Origin of the sequence: Acinetobacter lwoffii, from assembly GCF_024129115.1 — a bacterium.
Taxonomy (GTDB): domain Bacteria; phylum Pseudomonadota; class Gammaproteobacteria; order Pseudomonadales; family Moraxellaceae; genus Acinetobacter; species Acinetobacter lwoffii_T.
In genome coordinates this window covers 39502-57679 of the sequence record NZ_JAMXXO010000009.1, presented here as the reverse complement: position 1 = coordinate 57679, position 18178 = coordinate 39502, and the positions used below count along the sequence as shown (strand labels likewise).

Annotated in this window: 18 protein-coding genes and 1 pseudogene; 10 read left to right on the top strand and 9 right to left on the bottom strand. The window is 40.2% G+C overall.

Annotated elements, in window-relative coordinates; all coding sequences use genetic code 11:
* Positions 1-82: 82 nt before the first annotated feature.
* From argC to NI470_RS08750, 5 genes are all read left to right on the top strand, one after another.
* Positions 83-1138 carry an N-acetyl-gamma-glutamyl-phosphate reductase gene (gene argC / locus NI470_RS08770; RefSeq protein WP_253148204.1) on the top strand — a complete coding sequence of 352 codons (1056 nt, stop codon included), beginning with the start codon at positions 83-85 and terminating at the stop codon, positions 1136-1138.
* A gap of 77 nt (positions 1139-1215) precedes the next feature.
* Entirely contained in the window at positions 1216-1965 is a 750-nt protein-coding gene (locus NI470_RS08765; protein ID WP_180038696.1) for a DUF6776 family protein, read from the top strand.
* Positions 1966-1983: 18 nt separating this feature from the next.
* Positions 1984-2397, top strand: a complete 414-nt coding sequence (gene clpS, locus NI470_RS08760) for an ATP-dependent Clp protease adapter ClpS (protein ID WP_253148181.1) — start codon at positions 1984-1986, stop codon at positions 2395-2397.
* A 9-nt stretch (positions 2398-2406) separates the two neighbouring features.
* A complete protein-coding gene (clpA, locus tag NI470_RS08755) occupies positions 2407-4683 on the top strand; it encodes an ATP-dependent Clp protease ATP-binding subunit ClpA (RefSeq protein ID WP_224215763.1) in 2277 nt (758 codons plus the stop codon).
* A 91-nt stretch (positions 4684-4774) separates the two neighbouring features.
* Positions 4775-5128, top strand: a complete 354-nt coding sequence (locus NI470_RS08750) for a YnfA family protein (protein WP_004646786.1) — start codon at positions 4775-4777, stop codon at positions 5126-5128.
* A gap of 102 nt (positions 5129-5230) precedes the next feature.
* On the opposite strand, the gene NI470_RS08745 is transcribed toward NI470_RS08750, so the two are convergent.
* The 3 genes from NI470_RS08745 to NI470_RS08735 form a co-directional block, all read right to left on the bottom strand.
* Entirely contained in the window at positions 5231-5704 is a 474-nt protein-coding gene (locus tag NI470_RS08745) for a hypothetical protein (RefSeq protein ID WP_004280177.1), read from the bottom strand.
* A 104-nt stretch (positions 5705-5808) separates the two neighbouring features.
* Complete coding sequence (argF, locus tag NI470_RS08740) at positions 5809-6729, bottom strand: ornithine carbamoyltransferase (RefSeq protein WP_253148182.1); 921 nt, start codon at positions 6727-6729, stop codon at positions 5809-5811.
* Positions 6730-6842: 113 nt separating this feature from the next.
* The gene (locus tag NI470_RS08735) at positions 6843-7490 is read right to left on the bottom strand and encodes a TetR/AcrR family transcriptional regulator (protein WP_004646788.1); all 648 of its coding nucleotides are present in this window, start codon (positions 7488-7490) and stop codon (positions 6843-6845) included.
* Positions 7491-7720: 230 nt separating this feature from the next.
* Here NI470_RS08735 and prpB point away from each other — a divergent pair, with 230 nt between their 5' ends.
* Together prpB and prpC are read left to right on the top strand one after the other, a co-directional pair.
* Positions 7721-8605, top strand: a complete 885-nt coding sequence (gene prpB / locus NI470_RS08730) for a methylisocitrate lyase (RefSeq protein WP_004280180.1) — start codon at positions 7721-7723, stop codon at positions 8603-8605.
* Between the two features lie 4 nt (positions 8606-8609).
* Positions 8610-9749 (top strand): bifunctional 2-methylcitrate synthase/citrate synthase, encoded by a 1140-nt coding sequence (gene prpC, locus NI470_RS08725; RefSeq protein WP_253148183.1) that lies wholly within the window; start codon positions 8610-8612, stop codon positions 9747-9749.
* 66 nt (positions 9750-9815) lie between these two features.
* Here the strand turns inward: prpC and NI470_RS08720 are convergent, their stop codons facing one another.
* Entirely contained in the window at positions 9816-10436 is a 621-nt protein-coding gene (locus tag NI470_RS08720; protein WP_253148205.1) for an aminotransferase, read from the bottom strand.
* A gap of 102 nt (positions 10437-10538) precedes the next feature.
* A complete protein-coding gene (locus tag NI470_RS08715) occupies positions 10539-11015 on the bottom strand; it encodes a CinA family protein (RefSeq protein WP_004280184.1) in 477 nt (158 codons plus the stop codon).
* A 253-nt stretch (positions 11016-11268) separates the two neighbouring features.
* Between NI470_RS08715 and NI470_RS08710 the strand changes: the two genes are divergently transcribed.
* Together NI470_RS08710 and NI470_RS08705 are read left to right on the top strand one after the other, a co-directional pair.
* Positions 11269-11499, top strand: coding sequence for a hypothetical protein (locus tag NI470_RS08710; protein ID WP_004280185.1), 231 nt, complete (start codon positions 11269-11271; stop codon positions 11497-11499).
* A gap of 622 nt (positions 11500-12121) precedes the next feature.
* Entirely contained in the window at positions 12122-12382 is a 261-nt protein-coding gene (locus NI470_RS08705; protein ID WP_044110015.1) for a hypothetical protein, read from the top strand.
* Positions 12383-12485: 103 nt separating this feature from the next.
* Here NI470_RS08705 and NI470_RS08700 read toward each other — a convergent pair whose 3' ends face one another.
* Positions 12486-12827 carry a hypothetical protein gene (locus NI470_RS08700; protein ID WP_253148184.1) on the bottom strand — a complete coding sequence of 114 codons (342 nt, stop codon included), beginning with the start codon at positions 12825-12827 and terminating at the stop codon, positions 12486-12488.
* Between the two features lie 1587 nt (positions 12828-14414).
* Between NI470_RS08700 and NI470_RS08695 the strand changes: the two genes are divergently transcribed.
* Positions 14415-14561 carry a hypothetical protein gene (locus NI470_RS08695; protein ID WP_004646799.1) on the top strand — a complete coding sequence of 49 codons (147 nt, stop codon included), beginning with the start codon at positions 14415-14417 and terminating at the stop codon, positions 14559-14561.
* 41 nt (positions 14562-14602) lie between these two features.
* On the opposite strand, the gene NI470_RS08690 is transcribed toward NI470_RS08695, so the two are convergent.
* The 3 genes and pseudogenes from NI470_RS08690 to NI470_RS08680 all read right to left on the bottom strand — a co-directional run bounded on the left by NI470_RS08690 (position 14603) and on the right by NI470_RS08680 (position 17977).
* Positions 14603-15238, bottom strand: coding sequence for an SOS response-associated peptidase (locus tag NI470_RS08690; protein WP_253148185.1), 636 nt, complete (start codon positions 15236-15238; stop codon positions 14603-14605).
* 226 nt (positions 15239-15464) lie between these two features.
* Positions 15465-16678 (bottom strand): annotated as a pseudogene (locus NI470_RS08685) (alpha/beta fold hydrolase).
* A gap of 159 nt (positions 16679-16837) precedes the next feature.
* Positions 16838-17977, bottom strand: coding sequence for a catalase family protein (locus tag NI470_RS08680; RefSeq protein WP_253148186.1), 1140 nt, complete (start codon positions 17975-17977; stop codon positions 16838-16840).
* Between the last annotated feature and the right edge of the window lie 201 nt (positions 17978-18178).

Here is an 18178-nt window from a genome sequence, read left to right as displayed (position 1 = left end):
CAGCAAACCCCAGTGAAATGGTTTAGAAAACCTCAACTTCCTGTCATACTAGGCTCTATAAAGGAAACATTTATTTGAGGTAATCATCGTGATTTCAGTGGGTATTGTGGGTGGTACGGGTTATACAGGCGTTGAACTTTTGCGTCTTTTGCTACGACATCCAGATGTAAATGTAATAGCACTGACATCACGTACTGAAGCAGGCCGTCGTGTAGATGACATGTTCCCAAGCTTGCGCGGTCATACCGATCTTAAATTCTCTGATTTAAGTCTGGATTTATTAAAATCATGCGATGTGGTGTTCTTTGCAACACCGCATGGTGTCGCAATGAAACATGCCGAAGAGCTGGTCGCTGCAAATACCAAAGTGATCGACCTAGCTGCCGATTTCCGTTTACAAGATCTTGCACAGTTTGAAAAATGGTATGGCATGCAACATGCATGTCCAGAACTGTTAAAAGATTCTGTTTACGGTTTATCTGAATTGAATCGTGAAGACATTAAAAAAGCCAATGTGATCGGGAATCCGGGGTGTTATCCAACCACAGTTCAGCTGGGTCTGGCGCCAGTCTTAAAATCTGCTGAAGCATTGGTGAAACCTGAAAGTATTATTATTGATGCCAAGTCGGGTGTATCAGGTGCAGGACGTAAAGCCAGTCTGGGCATGATTTATTCTGAAAATGCTGATAACTTTAAGGCCTATGGTGTAGCGGGTCATCGCCATCATCCTGAAATTGTCGAAGCACTGGAAAATATTTCAGGTCAAAAAAATGTGTTTGATCATATTTTATTTGTACCGCATTTGGTGCCAATGATCCGTGGTATGTTGTCGACCATCTATATCGATTTAACTGAAGCAGGGCAAACCGCAGATTTACAAGCGCTATATGAGCAGTTCTATGCCAATGAAGCATTTGTCGATGTCATGCCGGCAGGCAGTTCACCAGAAACGCGTTCAGTGCGTGGAGCGAATCAGTTACGTATTGCCTTGTATAAGCCACAGCCAACGAAACTGGTGATCCTGGTTGTACAAGACAATCTGGTAAAAGGCGCAGCAGGTCAGGCTGTGCAAAACATGAACCTGATGTTTGGTTTTGCTGAAGACGCTGGCTTAAATAATATTGGTTTATTACCATAAAAAACGTATTAGAACTTCACACACATTTAGATTTGCATTTAAATGTGTGTCTTGATTAAAGCAAACAAGAGATCAAAATGCCGAATAACGAGTCAAATACGACGCTTCCTCAGGAACCCGGTACTAAGAAACCATTCATGAAAGGCAATACGCCCTTAGCCATTGGTGCGGCTGTATTGATCTTAAGCAGTGGCGTACTCGGATATACCGTAGGACATCGTCAGGGTTTGACTGCGGCGGGTTATGATGCGGATGCAGAGCAACTGGTCGATGTGGTACAGACTCAGAAAGCCAGTCTGGAAACACTGAACAAGACGCTGAATACTGCGGTTCAGGAGCGTGATCTGGCTGTCAGCAATGCCAATGATCTGTATCTGGCCATGACCAAGGCACGTGATGAACAGGTGCAGGCCGAAAGTGTGGGAACCATTTATCGCGAGATTTTGCGTCAGCGTGGTGGTCTAGCATTGGCGGTTCAAAACCTGTCCATTAAACCTTTGCCGGAAAATGCCTTTGAATATCAGATTGATCTGGTGCAGGTCAGTCCAGGCAAAAGCCGTGCTTCAGGTAGTGTGGAATTGCGCCTGATTAAAGGTGCGGAAATTCTGGTGGTGCCACTGGAAGATAAAAACTTTAATTTTGAAAATTATGAGCGACTCACTGGCCGCTGGACCATGCCGAAAGGCTTTAAGCCAGAATTTATTGAAGTGCGTCTTACTGGTGCCAAACCTGTAATTCGTCGTTTTAGTTGGGAACAGGGCAAAGCAGTAGAAAATCAGTCTGCTACCTTGTCAGAAATTCCGAAAACCGAAGCAAATGCAAATTAAGTGTGAAATATAAATCTTATGCCAAGCAATAAACGTCAAATGTGTTTAAGTGATATTAAAAACTCTTTTAATGAGTCTGGAATTGTTGATTGGCATATCAGCCCACGTTTAGCAAATGAACCCTCTGAAGACGGTGATTCTGACCTAGCTGTACAAACTGCACCGCCAGAACTGAAACGTCCACCATTATATGCCGTTGTTTTATTAAATGACGACTATACGCCGATGGAGTTTGTAATTGAAATTTTACAACAATACTTTGCAATGAATCTTGACCAAGCTACACAAGTAATGCTAACTGTACATTATGAAGGAAAGGGTGTAGCTGGGGTCTATCCTCGAGACATTGCGGAGACCAAAGCGAACCAAGTCAATAATTATGCTCGATCACAAGGTTATCCGTTACTTTGCCAAATAGAGCCTAAAGATTAAGGGGGTTACATGCTCAGTCGTCAATTAGAAGTATCACTACGTTTGGCTGTCAGCATGGCTCGTCAAAAGAGACATGAGTTCCTGACCGTAGAACATTTATTGTTAGCCTTACTCGACAATGATTCTGCCGTAAATGCTCTCAAAGCATGTGGTGCCGACATCATCGTGTTGCGTAAGGAATTAGAAGAGTACGTAGAACAACATACCCCTAAACTTGGTGAAAATAGTGATCAGGCACCACACCCGACAGAAAGCTTCGACCGGATCTTGCAACGCGCGATTTTTCACGTGCAATCAAGCGGTGGTGATCGTACTGTAGAAGGTGCTGATATTCTGGTTGCCATGTATTCTGAGCGTGACTCATTTGCAGTCTATCTGCTGAAACGTCATCAAATTAACCGTCTGACCCTGACTCAGTACCTGTCTCATGGTACCCGTAAAGAAGATGTACAGTCTGAAGAAGAAATCGAAGACCTAGATGGCGAATCAGCGTCTTCAGCAAGTTCAGGTCCACTTGAGCTTTATACCACTAACCTGAATGTTGAAGCACAAAAAGGCAAGACCGATCCGCTAATTGGTCGCGAAAAAGAAATCGAGCGTGCCGCGCAAATTCTCTGTCGCCGTCGTAAAAACAACCCATTGCTTGTTGGTGATCCAGGTGTTGGTAAAACCTCGATTGCTGAAGGACTGGCTTGGCTGATCGTTAATGGTAAAGCGCCAAAACCACTGGAAAATGCTGAAATCTTCAGTCTGGACATTGGTGCTTTGGTGGCAGGAACCAAATACCGTGGTGATTTTGAAAAACGCTTGAAACAGCTTTTAAATGCGCTGAAAAAGAAACCTGAAGCAGTACTGTTTATTGATGAAATTCACATGATTATTGGTGCAGGCTCGAGTATGGGCAGTACCATGGATGCATCGAATCTGATCAAACCGGCGCTGGCAAATGGTTCTTTACGCTGCATCGGGTCAACCACATTCCAGGAATACCGTCAGGTCTTTGAGAAAGATCATGCTTTATCGCGTCGTTTCCAGAAAATTGATGTGAATGAGCCATCTATTTCTGAAACTATTGATATCCTACGTGGTCTGAAATCGAAGTTTGAAGATTTCCATCATGTGGAATATGAAGATCAAGCCTTAGTGTCTGCGGTAGAACTTTCTGCGAAATTTATCAACGACCGTTTCTTGCCAGATAAGGCGATTGATGTCATTGATGAAGCCGGTGCTCAGCGCCGTCTGAAAGCTGAACAAAATGACAGTTTGATCACCGTGGAAAATATTGAAGACATCGTCTCTAAAATTGCGCGTATTCCACCAAAAACTGTCTCTAAAGATGACAAGAGTGTGCTGGAAAATCTTGAGCGCGATCTGAAACGTGTGGTCTTTGGTCAGGATGAAGCGATTGAGGCCTTGGCATCTGCAATTAAGTTGTCACGTGCCGGTTTGAAGTCTCCAGATAAGCCTGTAGGTAGTTTTGTCTTTGCGGGTCCTACAGGTGTTGGTAAAACCGAAGTGACCAAGCAGCTCGCGAAACAGATGGGTGTAGAACTGGTTCGTTTTGATATGTCGGAATACATGGAACGCCATGCAGTGTCTCGTTTAATCGGTGCACCTCCCGGCTATGTCGGTTTTGATCAAGGTGGCCTGCTCACCGATGCGATTCACAAAAATCCGCATTGTGTGCTGTTGCTAGACGAGATCGAAAAAGCGCACCCAGATGTGTTTAACCTATTATTACAGATTATGGATCATGGTTCATTGACTGATAACAACGGGCGTAAATCTGATTTCCGTAATGTGGTCTTGGTACTCACCACTAATATTGGTGCTGAAAGTATTTCACGTGTCAGCATTGGTTTTATGGAACAAGACAATAGCAACGATAATCAGGAAGCGATGAAGAAAGCCTTCTCGCCAGAATTCCGTAACCGTCTTGACGGCGTGATTCAGTTCAAGGCATTGCCAAGCAGCATTATTGAAAATGTTGTAGATAAATTCCTGACTGAACTTCAAGCACAACTAGATGACAAAAAAGTCATGTTGGAAGTGGATCAGAGTGCACGTGAATGGATGTCAGAACATGGCTATGACCGTTTAATGGGCGCACGTCCAATGCAACGTTTGATTCAGGAACACCTGAAAAAACCGCTGGCTGAGATGATCCTGTTTGGTGAGCTGGCTGAAAATGGCGGCAATGTTGCAGTATCGGTGAAAAAAGAAAATGGTAAAGCGGTTGGCTTAAAACTTGAAGTTTTTGAAGACCAGACTGCTGAACCAGCTTAATTAATAAGAAGGATCAAACCCGTGCTTGCACGGGTTTTTTCATGGACTCATATTTTAAATTATCAAATTCATATCATTTAAAAGATAAATTATGGATATTCAAGTTACCAAGCTGTTCACGACATTTTTACTGTTTTTAGTCACGGCATTGATGGAAATTTTAGGTTGTTATTTTCCCTATCTGATTTTAAATCAGGGGAGAAGCCACTGGTTATGGATTCCGACAGCTCTGGCTTTGGCGGCTTTTGTCTGGCTGTTAACCTTGCATCCAGCTGCTTCAGGACGGATCTATGCCGCTTATGGCGGTATCTATATTTTTTCAGCACTGATGTGGTTGCGCTTCGTTGATCAAGTGACTCTATCGCGTTGGGATCTACTTGGTGGCATGGTGGTAATACTGGGCGCGTTGATTATTATTTTGCAGCCGCAAGGCTTGGTGCGTTAGCAAGATATAACAGTAAACCTTATTAAAAAAGGCAGCCACAGCTACCTTTTGTTTTCAGGATTCAAGAATCCTGAATTGAAATAAATGTCTTATGGGTTTAGATTATTTTAATTTGCAATCTTTTTGGGAAATATCAGTTTTATAGGTTTGTGTCTGCGAGTTCAGGCTGAGTTCAACCTTGTAAGGGTTCGCAATCTGATAACGATGCTCAAAGAAAATTTCACAATTATTCAGCAGATTGTTGCGAATGACTTTCATCACTTCTTTGCGCCCTAGGTCTTTTTCAAACTGGCTAAAATCGGGCGTGATGATCATGCCTTTCAGTGTGGTTTTGTTGGCACTTAACTGCAATTGTTCAATAATCGTATTTTGATCAATCTGCAACGGTAAAGTTCTGGAATCCTCTGCACTGAGCACTGCGAGTAATTCATTCAGTTCAGCTTTTTTCTGAATTTTAAATTTGCTGTCAATAATATTTTTTTCTTGAAGATATTGGTCAAATTCAGAAGCATGCACCGGTAAGACAGCACTGCTAAAACCTGCCAAGAGTGCCAAAATCCAATATTTTTTTTGCATTGTATAAAATCACTTTTTATTCCATTTCAACAACGATTATAAGAGCTGAGACAAAAAAAGCACCAGAGATTGGTGCTTAATTTGTGAAGATTCATCTTAAAAAATTAGTCTTTTTTCAGATTTTCATTAATCAGGAATTCAACCAAGGCTTTTTGCGCGTGCAAACGATTTTCTGCTTCATCCCAAACTACAGCATTTTTATGGTCAAGCAGATTTTCTGAAATCTCTTCGCCACGATGCGCAGGCAAGCAGTGCATAAACAAGCAATCCGGATGTGCAAGATCCATCAGGCGTTCATTCACCTGATAATCTGCAAAGGCTTTTTCACGGATCTTCTGCTCTTCTTCCTGCCCCATGCTTGCCCAAACATCAGTCACGATCAGGTCAGCATTCACCGCTGCATCTTCAGCAGAAGGAACCAGTTCCACACAATGCGCGAATTCAGACAGGAATTTTTCTTGTGGCTCATAGCCTTTTGGCGCTGCAATTTTCAGATTAAAGCCCCACATATGTGCAGCTTCAATATAAGAGTTACACATATTGTTGCCATCACCAATCCAGGCCACGGTTTTACCTTCAACTGAGCCACGTTGCTCTACATAAGTCTGCATGTCAGCAAGTAGCTGGCAAGGATGGTGGTCATCTGTCAACGCATTAATCACTGGAACTTTTGAATAAGATGCAAAACGCTCCACGATATCATGGCCGAAAGTACGGATCATCACAATATCCAGCATGCTTGAAATCACACGTGCAGAATCTTCAATCGGTTCACCACGACCTAACTGGGTATCGCGTGAAGACAGGAAAATCGCGCTACCACCAAATTGGCTCATGCCAGCTTCAAACGAAACACGCGTACGGGTACTGGATTTTTCAAAAATCATGCCCATCACTTTACCAACAAATGGTTGGAACACTTCATTGTTATGCTGTTTGCGCTTAAGCTCAATTGCGCGTTGCAAAATCTGGTTAAGTTCTAAAGTTGATAAATCGCGTAAGGTGAGAAAGTGACGGAGAGCCATTCGTTACTCCACAATAATTGCCGAAAAACTCGATCAACAATCAGTTGTTGGTTAGTTTAAGAAAAAATACGGAATCGGCTAATATACTATAAGCAATGAAAAATGCAAAAAAACTAGACTTTTTGATGACCGTCTAAAAAGCGATCCACACAATAACTGATGTATTTGTCGATTTCCTGATCATCTTCCTGTACCGGAATTCCCATCAGAATACGCCATTCCAGATTGCGCAAAATACCAAAATACAGCTGCGCCGAATATTGCGGATTCTCGCAATGCAATAAACCTTGCGCATCTGCCTGTTCTAAAGCCGTGGCAATGGCACTTTGCACATGCACCGGGCCTCGCTCATGAATATGTTGAGCAAGTTCTGGATTGCGCTGACTCTGTTCCAGCACCAGACGCATAAAGGCCGAGTTTTCAGGTTGCATGATCTGGTGATAAAAATTGAGCAACGTGTGTACTAAATAACTACGAAAATCCAGTGCCATCAGTTCGATCGGAATACTGATATCTTCAAAAAACTTGATACGACGATAATCGCAAATGGCTTTAAATAAGCCTTCTTTATTGCCAAAGTACTTATAAATAGAGGCTTTAGAGCCACCGGCATGCTGGACGATATCATCCAGAGACACAGCATCATAACCCCGTTCCAGAAATAGCTCGGTTGCACTGATCAGCAGCGCAATACAACGCTCATGACCACGTTTGGTCTGTGGCAGATCTTTGGCGAGCGGTTCTAGGGCGAGGTCTTGCATAGGAGATAGTACATCAACATGTCAATAGAGATTGAAACGCCATCATAGCAAATATATGCACATATTTCATAATTGCGCCAGATAAGTGCGCTATTTGCTAATTAGGTAAAGCAAAACTTAAAAATTTGACTAAAGTTTTAGAGTATTTATTCTATCAGGTTATGGAATGAGCAAGCCAAATGAGTATACTCGAATTTCAATAATTATAGCCAAGACTGTGGAAAAGGAAGATGACAGAACAAATGTCTGCAGGTTTAAGATTTAGACAAGCGCTTGAAGTCGAGAAACCATTGCAAATTATGGGCACGGTAAATGCCTATGCTGCCATGATGGCCAAACAGGTCGGTTATAAAGCCATTTATTTATCAGGTGCGGGTGTCGCGAATTATTCTTATGGTTTGCCTGATCTGGGCATGACCAGCCTGGATAATGTTCTTGAAGATGTACGCCGGATCACTGAACGTGTGGATACACCTTTACTGGTTGATATCGATACCGGTTGGGGCGGTGCATTAAATATTGCCCGCACGATTAAGCAGATGATTGCAGCAGGAGCCGCTGCGGTTCATATTGAAGATCAGGTGGCACAGAAGCGTTGTGGTCATCGTCCAAATAAAGAAATCGTATCGCAGCAGGAAATGGTCGATCGTATCAAAGCGGCTGTAGATGCGAAAACCGATTCAAACTTCGTGGTGATGGCGCGTACCGATGCGCTACAAAAAGAAGGCTTGCAAGCAGTGATTGATCGTGCTTCTGCCTGTGTTGAAGCAGGTGCAGATGCGATCTTTGCTGAGGCGATGACCGATATCACCATGTACCGTACAGTGTGTGATGCGGTCGGTGTGCCAGTCTTGGCAAATATTACCGAATTTGGTGATACACCGTATTATACGGTTGATGAACTGGCGGAGCAGGGCATTGGCATGGTGCTGTATCCGTTATCAGCGACACGTGCAATGCAAAAAGCCGCACTTGAAGTGATGCGTTCAGTACGCGAACATGGTACTCAGGTAAATGTGCTGGATATTATGCAACAACGAAAAGAACTCTACGAATTTTTAGATTATCACAGCTTCGAAGACACATTAGATAAACTGTTTAAACAGGAGAATTAAAAAAATGGCTGAAGGAAAAGTACTCACTGGCGCAGGATTGCGCGGACAAGTGGCAGGTAAAACCTCACTTTCAACAGTAGGCAAAAGTGGCGCAGGTCTGACCTATCGCGGCTATGACGTGCAGGATCTGGCTGAACATTGCCAGTTTGAAGAAGTCGCTTATCTGATTTTCTTCGGAGAATTGCCGACAGCAGAGCAATTGGCTGCCTACAAAGCCAAACTGAAATCCTTGCGCACTTTACCTCAGGCATTAAAAGAAGTCCTTGAGCGTATTCCTGCCGACTCGCATCCAATGGATGTGATGCGTACAGGCGTTTCTATGCTGGGCAATCTTGAAACTGAGCTGTCGTTTGAACATCAACAGGATATCGCAGACCGTATTTTGGCAACTTTGCCGACAATCATTTGTTACTGGTATCGTTATAGCCATGACGGCGTGCGTATTGAAGAAAATACTGACGATGATTCAATCGGTGCACAGTTCCTGCATTTACTACATGGTGAAAAGCCAAACGAATTACATGAACAGGTGATGAATGTTTCCTTGATTCTGTATGCAGAGCATGAATTTAACGCTTCAACTTTTACCGCTCGTGTGTGTGCATCAACGCTGTCAGATATGCATTCCTGTATTACCGGTGCAATCGGTTCCTTGCGTGGCCCTTTACATGGTGGTGCTAACGAAGCTGCGATGGACATGATTGAAAACTGGAAATCACCAGAAGAAGCTGAGCGTGAAATGCTGGGTATGCTGGAGCGTAAGGAAAAGATCATGGGCTTCGGTCATGCGATCTATAAGGACAATGATCCGCGTAATGGCATCATCAAAGTCTGGTCTGAACGTTTAGCCAAAGATGTCGGTGACACGGTACTTTATCCGGTGTCAGTGCGCTGTGAAGAAGTCATGTGGCGTGAGAAGAAATTATTCTGTAATGCGGATTTCTTCCATGCTTCGGCTTATCATTTCATGGGTATTCCAACCAAGTTGTTTACCCCAATTTTTGTCATGTCACGTGTGACAGGCTGGGCAGCACATGTTATGGAACAACGTGCAGACAATCGTATTATCCGTCCAAGCGCGGACTATACCGGTCCTGAACTGCGTAAAGTAGTGCCAATCGCTGAACGTTCTACCGCAGCTTAATCTGTTTCTGTAGTAAAAATAAAAAATAAGGTCTCAATTGAGACCTTATTTTTTTAGCGAATTCTGTTATCGGCTTAACAGTGCCGGATCTTCAATGCTATAACCTGTTTCAAAAGGAATACCCAGATACTTTACTACTACTAGGGTCTTATTCTGTCGCGGAACTTTATAGGCCTGGCTAATTTTCAAGCCTTGCTGATAACTGACTGCTTGCTGAACCGGACTTTTTTGTAAGCTGGATTTTACTTGATATTGATAGGTCCATTTTGGCACTTTTTCCTGAGGATCATGCCAGGCAGGCGCGCTACCTTTCGTTGTCTTTAACACCTTAAGCTGTGGCTTTGATTTTTGAATTGGATTTAATGGAACTAAACGTTTTTTGATTTTGGCAATGTCCTGATCAAACTTGCGACTGTCTTGATCATAATCGATGCGCTTGGTTTTAGGATTGATATATAAGGAATTGACCTGAACCAGTTGATTTGGTTTTTGGGATTTAAAATTATAATAATACAGTTGAGGCAAGCGTCCACGACCATCAAGATAATGACGCATGATATAAAGCTTCTGTTCTTTGACTTCATAGCCTAGAACTTCAATATTTTGTGGGCCGCCTACAGTAGCGAAAGCCAGACTGGGCAAGCTCAGAGGGAGCAGAAGCAGTGCGGTTTTAATATTCATGGTCATTCCACCCTCAAAAAAATAGATTGGCATTTGATCATGCCAATCTATCTTAAAATACGGTAGAAATAATGAAGCTTATTCAGGCTACATAGTAACTTTGAAAGCTTAGCTGTTATTCAATAGATTGATCATGTCATGTGCAACCACAGCTGACAGTTTATTAAGGCGTTCAAGTGGCGAGCCTTTGAGATAATACTGGAACTGATGGATTTGCGTGCCATCATTAATGGCCACAAAAAAAGTCCCTTCCGGTTTCTCTGGTGTCGCGCTACCACCTGGTTTAAGCAATCCTGTACAGGCAATAATCCAGTCAGCATCACGGAACATTTTTTTACCTGCTTCCGCCAGAGCAACCGTTACCGGCATAGATTCCGCAGTATGACTATTGATCAGATTCTTGGAAATGCCCAATACTGAAGTCTTGACACTTACATCGTAGCAGATCAAACCACCAATCAGAATTTCGGCACCTTCTCCTTTACAAATGGAGAACTGGCTACTGAGATATCCAGAACTTGCGCTTTCGATAAAGGCAATTTTTATGTTTTTCTCTTCGAGTAAGCCGCAACAGGTTTTTATCATAGTCTCTATATTTTCTTTGTGGGAGTGATTTTAGATCAATCTAGACAGATTTTTTTCTGTCGATCAACTCCAAGTATATTTATATTTTTATGAAAGTTAAAATTTTTTTCATAGATCAGTGTAATTTCATGTTGATCTGATCGCAAAATCTGAGTGGTTAAAGCTTGGGCTATTTTCAAAAATAGAGGTTTCTTCTCAGGCGGAACAGTGGTAAAAATAAAAATAAAGTGCTTAGTGAAAGTAGGGTGTTGGAATGAAAACCACAGTAAAATATGTAGTCTTAAAAAGTCTTGACTATCAATTGGGTACACCATTATTTCAGGAAGAAATTGACGCTGATGGTCAATATTTTGATCAGATACCAAGCACAATTTCTTATCAGAACTTACAGTTCAAAGTAAAAAGCAAAGAGCTTAAACGTTTGCATCTGGCCGAAGAGCAGGAAGATACTCAAACGATTATCGTCAAAGTAGTCAATATCTAATAAAAACTGAATAGAATAAGCCTCTTTTAAAGAGGCTTATTTATTATAAATAGATTAATAAATATAATTACAAACAATGATTTGATCTAAGTTTATACCAAAATAATAAGTAAAAATATTTGAATTAAAGTCAAGGTAAATTCGAAACAGCTTAAGTTTTATTGGTGAGGTCATGTTAAGTATCGTATTTCTTCACAGTTAATAATATTCAAAAAGAATTGTATTTTTAATGTTTTATTTAATTTTTTAAAAATATAGAAGATTTAGATTTATTTTTATATATTTATAAATATCAATAGCATAGTTATTAAGTGGTTCTGTTTAATAACGCTTTTTAAATTTTATTAAAAATTTTCCTATATATTAAATAGGACTTAAGTTATTCCTTTTATTGGATAATAAATTTTTGACCTATAAAGTCTTTCATTATGTTTCTGTTGCATTATATCAGGTAATTTATGTTACGCATTAATCTCCACTTCAAGTACTTATCTTACTATTTTTTACATTGAATTAATCTGTAACAGGTTAAAGGTTGGCGAAATCTGAAAAATGCGTAGAGTAGATATTAAGTCGAAACCTATCGGCTTTTAATTTAAAGCAAATAGTAAGGAATACCACCATGGCTAATAATCAACAGCAAGACCAACAGAAACAGCAACAACAGCAACAGCAAAATCAAGATCAGCAGCGTCAACAAAACAACCAGCAAAACCCAAATCAGCAACAAAATAACCAGCAACAACAACAGCCGCAGGGTGGTCAACACAACCAGCAACAGCGCGACCAGCAGCAACAAAACCAGCAAGGCCAACAGCAACAACAGCCACAGCAAAACAGTAACCAGCAACAACAACGTTCACGTAATCAACAAGATCAGTGAAAGCCACAGCGTTAATTCTGTTTAAGACTTACGCTCTTCATAAAAAAACCGCCTGAATCAGGCGGTTTTTTATATTTCATTGCACGATTAGACTAAGTATTTATTAACACTGAATATTGGCTTTTAGCTTGTAGAAATTCAAGGCATTGTCTAGGTTGGTGAGCAACTCTTTTTCTGTATATTCCTTGGGTGCAAGTTTTAGCAAGGCAGGCATATAGTTATTTTTATATTCTTTAGGATATTGTTCACACAGGATGCGCATTCTTTCTTCCAGACTAATTGTTGAAGAGTCGAGTTTGTCCAGATAAGCACTGAGTTGATTATCTGACTGTTCAAACTGCGCTTTAATATTTGCAGCAGCCTCGGCTGAATTCTCTGCTTGCTGTTTTTGGCAGCCGCTTATTGCCAGACTCATCAATAAAGTAATTAGTATGCGATTTTTCATGCTGCCAAAATATTGTTATTGCTCATATGAAAAATTATAGAGAGAAATGACTAAAAAGAAAGCAGGCATCTATAAACTTTATGAGACATTGAACATTCATAACATCCGATATTGACTGAAATAAGGAATTTTCTTCTAAAAATCTAAATTAACCCATTCTCACTTATAGGTTTAGCAATTCTTCTTGGGTTTTGGTTATTTAGTAATCTTATTTTCTCATTAAAAATATTTTTGGATAAATTACAGTCATTTAATTAACAAAAGTAATGGTTTTTTCATATTTTGAAACATTGCATCTATATATCCTACACAGATTGGCTGCATGGCTAGTGATATCTTGGCGTCATTCTAAGAACTTAATGAAAATAATTAAAAATCAGCACATTATAAGGCCTGTTTAATTTAGGAGAGTTAAACAGGCTTTTTCTTTTCCGTTTTAAATCTTGTTTTTTCTTTGCTGATTGTATTTTTTGCTCACTCTCTTTCACATAAGTTTTCATACACAACATAAAGCCTGAAAATTCCCTCAGGAGAGATACATGAATAGATGTTATTTATATATCTCTTTTCACGAAAAGACAGGACAAAGCTATGATGAGATGTATATGCGCATTTGGCATGGGCGTGATGGTCGGCTGTTGTTTTAAATCTTGCAAAGAGAAAATGTGTCAGATGATGAGCAGCAAGCATTGTAAAAGTGATCAGACGACTCAAGCTGAAGAGCCTGTACAAACTTAGCCCAAAAGCTTCAATTTTACTGAAAGGCTAAACAGAGCTGAGTACTGAAGTTGTTCTAGATCGCTGATCCAATCATTTTATATTGAATCATTCTATATTTAAAGCAATAAAGCTTGATCCTAGATTGAGCTTTTTACACTTAGGAGAAAAACATGATGCAATTTATATTTTGTTTATTTGGTCTTCATGGTGCGACTGAAATTAACTACACGTGTGACCATGATGAGGTCAAACAGTGTCGTGATTGCTTGAAAAATATTGAATAATGTGCCAAATCATCAGACATCTTAATGAAGATCAATCCCCGTTCAATCATCAGTTGGCGGGGTTTTTCTTTACTGATGAAATTTTTGGATCTAAACATAATTTCTCACAAGGAATACTTTATAAAAGAATCATTTCAATAGGATTACGTTTTGATAAATTCTTAGCTGCTTAGAACTGGAATACAATAAAATTTATGCGTGTGATCACCCATGCTCGAATTCTTGAAGCAATTCAAAAGAGGCCACAGGCTGAAACTGCATTAGCTGGTGGGGATTGACTGATTAAGGCCAAGCATCCTAAAGGTTTTGCTGAGATGAAAAGACTTTTCCGGCAGTGGGTAAGGTTAGAAAATTTCATGTATTTGATATCGGCGCGCACGCGAATTCATATTCTCTGCTGTACCGTCTACGATCAGGCTGAATAGCTTATTTGCTCAGATGGACTTCAGGAATTATGTAATGTAAAAGAGCACTTGAAAGAAAGTTTGTCTCTTTAGAAAACTGAATGTGCAACATAAATAACATTGATGTTTAGCAGCAGATGTCATATTTATTTCTTAATACAGATATGAAGGAGATGCATATGACAAATAAGCCAGAGCAAGAGCAAGAATCAAATCCGCATAAAGAATCAAATGACGACAAGGGTAATCAGGCATCTTATAAGCATGTCAAACCAGAGAAAAAACCCAATGCAGAACCGGAAAATCCATTGAGAGAGCAAAAATAGCTTTTTCACATGGACGAAGCCCTAACTTGGTTTAGGGCTTTTTAATTTCCCGATAAACGTTGATCTCTAGGCTTTGCAATAAATTCATCTTTCATTTCAAAGAAAAATTCATGTGCTTGTTCATGATCGCAGTGCAACCAGTCATGTCGTGATTCTTCCGGAATCACAATGAGCGAGCGTTTTTCGTCATTCGGGTCATGAAACTGTTTCATAAAGGGATGTTGATCTGAATTTATGGTTAGCATCGAAAATGATCTAATTTTTTCACCATCAATGTGTGCATCATCATAAATTGCCGCCACGGTAAAAGGATTGCCATCTTCACGTGAAATACCAAACCAGTGCGGTTTACCGTCTATATATTTAGGTTCATAGAATATATCAACCGGTACTAAAGCAAACTGGTTGTTTTTCCAGGCATGTCGAAAACTTGGTTTGGATGCTACTGTTTCTGTCCGTGCATTATAAGTATGCCGGCCATATTTTAGTTCTTTAGCCCAGGTTGGAATCAGTCCGAAACGTGCGATATCCAACTCATACTCGTCAGCACCACGCATAATGATTGGTGCGGGTGCTAAAGGATAAATATGCGTTTTCATGCCCAGTTCGAGTTGCTCTTCATGAATATCTAATAAGGAAAGACGTTTTTTTGAGGGGAATTCATAGTTCGAGCACATAAATAACCTCTTTCATTCTAATTATTGTCTGCTAAAGAACTAAGGTATAAAAATGATGGGCTCAAAACAATTCGAAAGCGTAAGTGTAGTTTTAACACAAAGTAAGAATACGGATTAACATTAGTTTATCTTCTTTATAGAATAGTATTCCTTTAAAGGACTATTCTATAAATATGAAGATTAAAATATTTGCGTTTTTAATGATTAAATGCAAAAGCTCACCAAGTTATTTTGTAGGGCAGGTGCTCAAAGCTTTTCCTTGTCCAACTGAATTGATAAAGTTTCCAATCAGAAATTCACTCTGTCTTAAGGAATCACGATGATCTCCATTTTTGACGAGATGGAAGACGATAGATTTTTGCTTTGTACATACCTGCTGGTAGTAAGCATAAGTACCACGATAATCGACCAGTTGATCTTTCTCACCTTGTACCAGCAGAACTGGCACAGTCGGTTTCATATTCTCAATAGACTGTTCTTTTAAATAATTGGTCAAAGGTGCCAGATTTACATTTGATTTAAAGACAGTCTTAGGTGCTTGTTTTAGGTCAGATTGTAATTCTGACAAACAGCGACTGCGTGCATGATTAAGAATTTCTCCCATTTCTGGGCTCACTAAATTTGCTGGAGCAAGCATCGGATCTGCAGCCTCTGCTCCTAAAAGCACAATTGGAAAAAATGCGGTGACATCAGTCGTGATTTGCGAATTGCTAGCAACATATTCAGCGATTCCTTCATATTGGTAACCGCCTGGCGCCAGTGCAATTGCCCCGCGAAGATCAAATTCAGGCGCATCTTTTTGACCGGACGCTGCAACTTTAAGAGATGCTGCACCTCCTTGACTATGACCCATAACATACCATTTTTACTAAAGTTATAAGGCTTTAAATGGTGGATCGCTCGTACCGCATCAACGACAGTATGTAACTGGCTTCGCGCATTCATATAAGGATGACCGCCCGGAGTGCCTAAACCTTGATAATCAGGTGCAACGACTGCATAGCCGCGAGCGAGCCAGGCATTCAATGCCTTAGCTGCGATTTGTTGATAGACATGGACTGGCCCACCCATATAATCGCCAGAGGGTGCACATGTATCAGCAACGCCAGTTGTACCATGCGCCCAAGCCAGAACAGGCCATCCATCTTTAGGGACTTTGCCTTTAGGTAACAGGATATAGCCTGAAGTGACGATGGGCTCGGATTTTGTGCCACGACTGCGATAATTAATTAAGAAACGTTGTGAGGCATTCGTAAACAGATCAGTATTTTGTTCTTGTATAGATAATATTGTACCCGGTATTTTTTCCGAAATATGAGATGCTTGGATTTTGCTGTTATCGGGAAGTGGAGGAGAGGCTATTGCATATGTTGAACCTGAACATAAACAGCTCATGATTAATTTAATAATAGGAGATTTAATTTTCATCGCTGAAACCATTTTCCTTTTTATAATGTCATTTTTAATGTAGCAGCTTTATTTATGTTTCTAAATTAACTCTGCACAGAGTTTGTAAACTAAAGCTTTTAAGTTAAGGCGAATGAGCAGTACAACAGGTTATTTTAGTTTAGCTAATAACTTCATATAAGCACTTATATTTTAATGTGGTTCTGATCTGTGAGTAGAATTCATATCATGTCTAACCTCACTAATACGATCATAAATCACTTTTCGCATTCGGTTTATTACTCCCAGAGGTTTGTGCTCCGGTAGTGTATGCCATGGTGTAAAAGAGAGATTTTCACAAAACTTGTTTTGTTCAGGTGTATCAAAAACTTGCTGAGGAATGCGGATAGTTGCGACCTTGTAAAAAGGCGCCTCACTTTCTTGCCATTCAGTCATGGAATCTTCGACTGACATGGTGTTTGATGTTCTAGGCTGTATCAGAAACTCCATACATGCTTCACTTTTTTGCAAATGTTTGCGCAATTTTTCTCTTAGAAAATTATGATGCGGAGCATGTGGAAGAGGGTCTATCACTGTCGAACATGCTTGAGCTGAATACTTTACAGCTTGACGATCAGTGCCTATTCCTAATTGATAGGGCACCATAGACCAATATCTAGTTTGCAAAGGATTAGAAATTTTATTTCTCGTATTTAAGGCAATCCAGGTTCCTTTAGCTCCTAATGCAAAAGGAATATGCAGCTTATTGAAAAATCTATCGCTATTTATATCTTGCATAAATGACCTATATCGGACTGGATCATTCACAAAAAAGACAGGATGATTGATCATAATGAAATCTTGAGTAGATGTTTCATCATCTAAAAGCTTTTCTCCCGGTACTCCCAAAAGTTTTATCGCCATGCCACGGGCATCTTTTTTAATATCTGCTTGTTGGGCATCTTTAGAGCCATTAGAGAAACGAATCCAGGCTTGATATGTTTTTCCAGGAAGAAAAACACCTTGAGCCAAGTTTTTAGGAAGAGCTTCATCTACTTTGAATTCTGCATGTACACAACCGTGTGCTTTGGGATGGGCATCACGTAGCGCGATACCTGTGGAATACTCTTTCCGAATCGATAGCTCAATGATATCTGCGATTTTTTCAGATATGGTTGCTTCATCAGGATAAAGACTTTCACTTAAATGATGATCTATATTGGGATGAATATTATCTTTTGAAGAGTTAGATGCTATAGGGGAAGCGTTAGCATATGCAGCACTATAAATACTTATTGCCATTAGAGGGAGGAAGACTAGACCTGAGTATAGAGGTCTTATAAAGTTAGGCATTGATTTTCTCCTTGCTATAAAGCTAGAGTTCGTTTTAATTTTTTAGCCTATGATCTGAAATTCTTTGGACATACTTTAGCCATAAAATAATTGTAATGTCTGTATGATTATTGATCTTCAGATTTTAAGTCCATCCAATTCCTTCCTAAAACTGTTTCCACTCTTTGTCGTGTGCTCAATATAGAAGACGATTTATGTTCT